5 protein-coding genes are annotated in these 4,976 nt (G+C 53.6%); 2 read left to right on the top strand and 3 right to left on the bottom strand.

The window, feature by feature from the left end; translation table 11 throughout:
• Nucleotides 1-151: 151 nt before the first annotated feature.
• Complete coding sequence (locus tag ACOCD2_RS12145; RefSeq protein ID WP_293647919.1) at nt 152-493, bottom strand: c-type cytochrome; 342 nt, start codon at nt 491-493, stop codon at nt 152-154.
• Between the two features lie 114 nt (nt 494-607).
• Entirely contained in the window at nt 608-2,920 is a 2,313-nt protein-coding gene (gene nosZ / locus ACOCD2_RS12140; protein ID WP_293647917.1) for a Sec-dependent nitrous-oxide reductase, read from the bottom strand.
• A gap of 188 nt (nt 2,921-3,108) precedes the next feature.
• Between nosZ and menC the strand changes: the two genes are divergently transcribed.
• Both menC and ACOCD2_RS12130 read left to right on the top strand, forming a co-directional pair.
• Complete coding sequence (gene menC / locus ACOCD2_RS12135) at nt 3,109-4,155, top strand: o-succinylbenzoate synthase (RefSeq protein ID WP_293647915.1); 1,047 nt, start codon at nt 3,109-3,111, stop codon at nt 4,153-4,155.
• A complete protein-coding gene (locus ACOCD2_RS12130; RefSeq protein WP_293647913.1) occupies nt 4,142-4,546 on the top strand; it encodes an acyl-CoA thioesterase in 405 nt (134 codons plus the stop codon). Before menC ends, ACOCD2_RS12130 begins: the two co-directional genes overlap by 14 nt.
• A gap of 37 nt (nt 4,547-4,583) precedes the next feature.
• Here the strand turns inward: ACOCD2_RS12130 and ACOCD2_RS12125 are convergent, their stop codons facing one another.
• On the bottom strand, nt 4,584-4,937 hold the full coding sequence (locus ACOCD2_RS12125) for an EAL domain-containing protein (protein ID WP_293647911.1): 354 nt from the start codon (nt 4,935-4,937) through the stop codon (nt 4,584-4,586).
• Between the last annotated feature and the right edge of the window lie 39 nt (nt 4,938-4,976).

Here is a 4,976-nt window from a genome sequence, read left to right as displayed (position 1 = left end):
GAGGCAGGCTTGTACTCAGTCTTAGGGGTGAGTAGTTACCTTTTGTTATTCATGCGAGCTTCTGTCAGAAATAGTGTATTTACAGATTACAGACGACAAAACGGAACAGCCTGGCGAGCCCGGACTGTTCCGTTCCATTTCGAATACAGGTCTAAGGAGCCAGCTTGGACACGTAATCTGCTAGAACATCCAGATCCTCGTCACTGAAACGGGGTTCACCTGTCGGCGTGACCAGCACGCCTTTCATGGCCACGGACTGGCCATTGGCACGCTTGCCGGACATGATGTCCTTGATCTGCTGCAGCACATAAGCCTTGTTCTGGCCTGCGATCTTGGGATAGGTTGGCATGATAGGGGTCTTGCCATCCTTGCCATGACAAGCCGTGCAGGTCATGAACAGACGTTTGCCACTGGCAGCGGATGCGGTGCTGCCAAAAGCGGTGATAACCAGCACCGCAGACACGGCGGCGGCAACGATAAATTGTTTTTTCATAACTACATAATCTCCTGAAAGAAAGAGGGGGTGATAAATCACCCCCAATATTACAGCCTGAATGAGTCCTCCGGCACCTTGCCTTTGATCAAGGCGGTGCCGGAGAAATGCGCCTTATTTAACTTTCTTGGCGCCGTGCTCTTCCAGATAGGTCTTGGCACGCAGACCCATGTCTGCGGTCTTGACCTGATACTGCCACCACTGGTTCGCCCAAAGCATGGCGTTGTTCCAGTCTTTCTTGGCTGCCGCTGCTTCGGCCTTGGCCTTGGCTTCCTTAGCAAAGCCCAGCTGGTCGGTCGCATCTTCAACCAGTGCAACTACTGGAGGGAAGTCCTTGTAGTTGTGGCTGGTGATGAATCCAACAACCTGGTTGATTACAGCCTGGGTATCGATGTTGGTCTGTACCTGCTTCTTGTAATCAGCTTCGGTGTAGTTGGTACCTGCAACCATGCCACCTTTCTCTGCTTTGTAGCCTTTTGGCTGAACCAGCAGGTAACCCTGCATTTCAAGGTGCAGTGCAGAGCAGAACTCGGTGCAGTAGTAAGGATAGACACCGGCCTTGTCGGCAACGAAGGTAGTACTTGCGGTCTTGCCTGGCTCTACAGAGAGCTGGACGTTGTGACCGTACATGGCATAACCGTGAACCTCGTCCTCGGCACGCTCCAGGTTGGTAACGTGAATTGAGACGGTATCACCTTCGGTAACCTCGATGATCTCAGGCGTCAGGTGAGAACGGATAGCTGTACCGTAAACATTCACGGTGCACTTGCCGCTGGCATCACAGGTACGCTCGATCTTCTCGCGGCCCGCACGGGTTTTCCACGGAGAACGCTCATCCTTGCGGCTGTTCCAGCCGGACTTGTAGCGAATCGCAGGCTTGAGCTTGTCGGCCTTGATGGCAACAACATAGTGCGGTTCGCCCAGCGGGATGGGCATGTCATACAGGAGTTGCATCTTGTCGCCACTGATATCGATGAGCTGGTGGTTCTGCGGATGCAGTGGACCGACCGGATTGAAACGGTCGATGGCCAGCTTGTTCAGTGCTACCAGATACTTGCCGTCAGGCTTGACGGTGTCACCTTCCATCGCCATCAGGTGGCCTACGTTGTAGTGAATGGGCAACTGATCCAGCACCTTGCCTTTACAGTAGTCCCACTTGGTGATCATGGAATCCACGTAAATAGAGGTGTAGGCAACACATTTCTTGGAATCGAACTGTGTATGCAGAGGGCCCAGACCCACAGCAACAGACTTGTCCAGCACATCCTTCAGCGCAATGATGGGAATGCCATAGGGGTCTTTGCTTTCGAACTTCTTGTTCTTCATGGCTGCCTGGATCTTCTTCCAGTCATAAACCCAGGTATGGCTGTCCAGCTTACCGGAAACGACAATTTTGTCGCCGGTAGGCACGACGTCAACACCGTGAGGTGACTTGGGCTCAGGAATAAGATACAAAAGATCGTTGGCAACGGCTTCCTTCATGGAAATGAGGGTCATGCCGTTGACTTTCTTGCCGATCTTGCCGGCTTTGACCAGCTCTGAAGCCTTCTTCCAGTTGGTAACGTGCATGAAGTCGGTATCTTTGGAGGAACAGCCCGCCTCGAAGGGAGGACGGCCTTTCTCGATACCACCAACATAGCGCTCGGAGCAGAAGGAGTTGGTGAAACCCCAACCGTAGGTAGGCCCTTTACCTGCGTCAGACAGGTCCTGACTGTAGGGAGGCAGCTCAAAGGTAAAGGAGTTTTCGGGCTCGATCTTGCCCTTCTCCATATTGAACTTCCAGTAGGTCAGACCACCACGGTACTTCTCGTTGAACTTTTCCAGAGGCACGAAACCGCTGCCGGTGTACGGGTGAGCGTACTGTGTCGCTTCCATCACATATTCGGTGTTGGGCGTGACAAAAGCACCACCGTGCTCGGAACGGAACAGAGGGTTGACCACGATCTGCTTGGTTTCGAAATCATGCAGGTCGATAACGGCGATACGGGGATTGGCCTTGTCATTGATAAACAGGTACTTGCCGTTGTAGTCGCCATTGGTTTCAGAAAGGGCGGGGTGGTGGGTATCGCCGTAGACGATGTCCTTACCTTCTATGCGGCCCTGGGCCAGCACTTCTTTGGACTCGTCATCGAATCCATAACCCTGCCAGGGTTCTGGAGTAAACACGCCGATGTACTTGAGAATGCGCATGGACGGAATACCGTAAACGATAATCTGTCCGCTCTGGCCACCGGAGCTGAAGGCCAGATATTCATCACGGCCGCCGGTAGGCGTATAGGTTTTTGCTGCCGCCAAGATGTCTTTTTCAGTCAGACCACGCTTTTTCATCACGTCTTTCAACGTGTCCTGAGACCAGGCTTGGCCTCCGGCGGTCAGTCCCACTGTCAAAGCAACTAGGGAGGCAAGCAAGGGCTTGCGTACTTTCATGTTATTCTCCTTCTGGTAACTACTTTTGATAGCGACCGAAAAGCCGGAATATCCCCACCTTTTTCGATCAAAATTGCAGACCGGCTTTCACCGGTTGCGGCGTCGATTATATAAACCCGTGTAGTGTGTGTCATTTCGCACAGCCTTGGTTTGACATAAATCAAAATAGCGCAGGATTTCCCCCATAAATGGCCCTAGAAATCAGCTTCTACCCCTATAAACTGCCGCTGACAGCAGCCTGGCCCGGCATGACCCACAATCCGATGCGTTTTCGCGAAGGCTGGGTGGTCAAAGCGGAAGAACACAACTGCTCGGGTATTGGGGATTGCGCGCCTTTTCAGGCTTTTGGCACTGAATCGAAACGGGAGGCCCACCGGTTTCTGCTGCAATGCGCCGGAAACACCTGGCCGGACAGTGCAGCACTGCTCGGGAAACTGGAAAAACAGCGAACCGGATATCCGGCCAGCTGCTTTGCGCTGGAAACCGCCCTGCTGGATCTCAAGAGCCGCAAAACAGATCTGCCTTTGCGTAAAATGCTCAACAGCAAATCCAGTGACCGCGTTCGCGTCAATGCCCTTTCAGGGTCGATTTGCGACGAAAACACCCTGTCCAGCATCGAATCAGGCTTCAAAGTCATTAAACTCAAAGTGGGCAAGCAGGCTGTCGAAGAAGAACTGGCATGCCTGAAAGCCCTGTGCAGGAAACTGCCTCCCCAATACCTTCTGCGTCTCGATGCCAACGGCGCTTGGAACCTGGATGAGGCCAGGTATTTTCTGGCGGCAAGCGAAGGGCTGCCCATAGAGTCACTGGAGGAGCCGCTGCACGAAACCGGACTGGCTGCATTTGCCGACCTGCAGAATCAGACCAATATCACGCTGGCACTGGATGAATCATTGAAAAACCTGGACCTGAACGAGGTACTGACAAATCCCGCCATTCGCCGCCTTGTCCTGAAGCCGGGAGTGCAAGGCGGCCTGCGCTGCACCCTTGCTCTTGCTGAAAGCGCTGCAGCTGCCGGGAAGGAATCTGTGATCACCACACTGGTGGATTCGGCCATTGGCGTTCAGGCTACCTGCCAGCTTGCAGCTGCCACCGATCCGCTTTCACCGGGGCTGGCACACGGACTTGCCACGTCAGACTGGCTCAGCGAAGACATTGCCAAACCACCCGAAATCAGGGCAGGATATGTCTTTCTGTCTGACACTCCCGGCCTGGGTATCCATGAAACCTTTTGAATACTGTTTTCAGGTTCGCTTTCAGGATCTCGACCCTGCCGGCATCCTTTTTTTTGCGCGCCTGTTCGATCATGTTCACGACGCTTATGCTGCCCTGCTTGCCGATGCGGGATATTCCCTGAAAGCAATACTTGAAAGCGGCGATTACCTCATACCCCTGGTGCATGCCGAAGCGGATTACCTGCAACCCCTGCAGCTCGATGACCACGTTTGTGTCGCTATGACAGTGGAAGCCGCCGGAAACAGCTCCCTGAGCTTTTCCTATGCCTTCCACAAGGACGGAACTCGCTGCGCCATCGCCAGAACCACTCACGTATTCATCGGCAGCAGGAGTAGAAAACCGGTACCCGTTCCGGAACAACTGCTTCGCAGACTTGCATCTTCTTCCTGAACGGACATGTAGCCAATCTGCCTTAGCAAAGACCTGTTCACACCACCCGTTGCACCAGCTTGACCGCCGGCATTTCATCCGGAAGCAGCGAGCCGCCCATATCCATCAGGGCCTGAAAAGGAACCGGGCGACTGAACAGATAGCCCTGAAAATTGTGACAGCCCTTCTCCTCGAGAAAAGCAAGCACTTCCCTGGTTTCCACGCCTTCGGCGATCGTCCTCAGTCCCAGGTGCTTGGCCATGACGATAATGGTTTCAACCAGCACCGCATCATTGGGATCATCCACGATATCACTCACGAAAGAACGGTCGATCTTGAGGGTTTCTATGGGCAGGCGCTTCAGGTAGGCCAGCCAAGCGTGTCTTCGACCTCGTGATAGATTTTGGGACATCCCAGTCCCCAAAATCGACTCGGCCTTTGACAACCTATT

The organism is Thiolapillus sp. (genome assembly GCF_048562965.1).
GTDB lineage: Bacteria > Pseudomonadota > Gammaproteobacteria > Chromatiales > Chromatiaceae > Thiolapillus > Thiolapillus brandeum_A.
This window is presented reverse-complemented; position numbering and strand designations above follow the sequence as displayed.

Bases quoted from the DNA above. Each gene is read 5' to 3' on its own strand.
- menC (WP_293647915.1), top strand. From the start codon at position 3,109: ATGGCCCTAGAAATCAGCTTCTACCCCTATAAACTGCCGCTGACAGCA.
- ACOCD2_RS12130 (WP_293647913.1), top strand. From the start codon at position 4,142: ATGAAACCTTTTGAATACTGTTTTCAGGTTCGCTTTCAGGATCTCGAC.
- nosZ (WP_293647917.1), bottom strand. From the start codon at position 2,920: ATGAAAGTACGCAAGCCCTTGCTTGCCTCCCTAGTTGCTTTGACAGTG.
- ACOCD2_RS12145 (WP_293647919.1), bottom strand. From the start codon at position 493: ATGAAAAAACAATTTATCGTTGCCGCCGCCGTGTCTGCGGTGCTGGTT.
- ACOCD2_RS12125 (WP_293647911.1), bottom strand. From the start codon at position 4,937: ATGTCCCAAAATCTATCACGAGGTCGAAGACACGCTTGGCTGGCCTAC.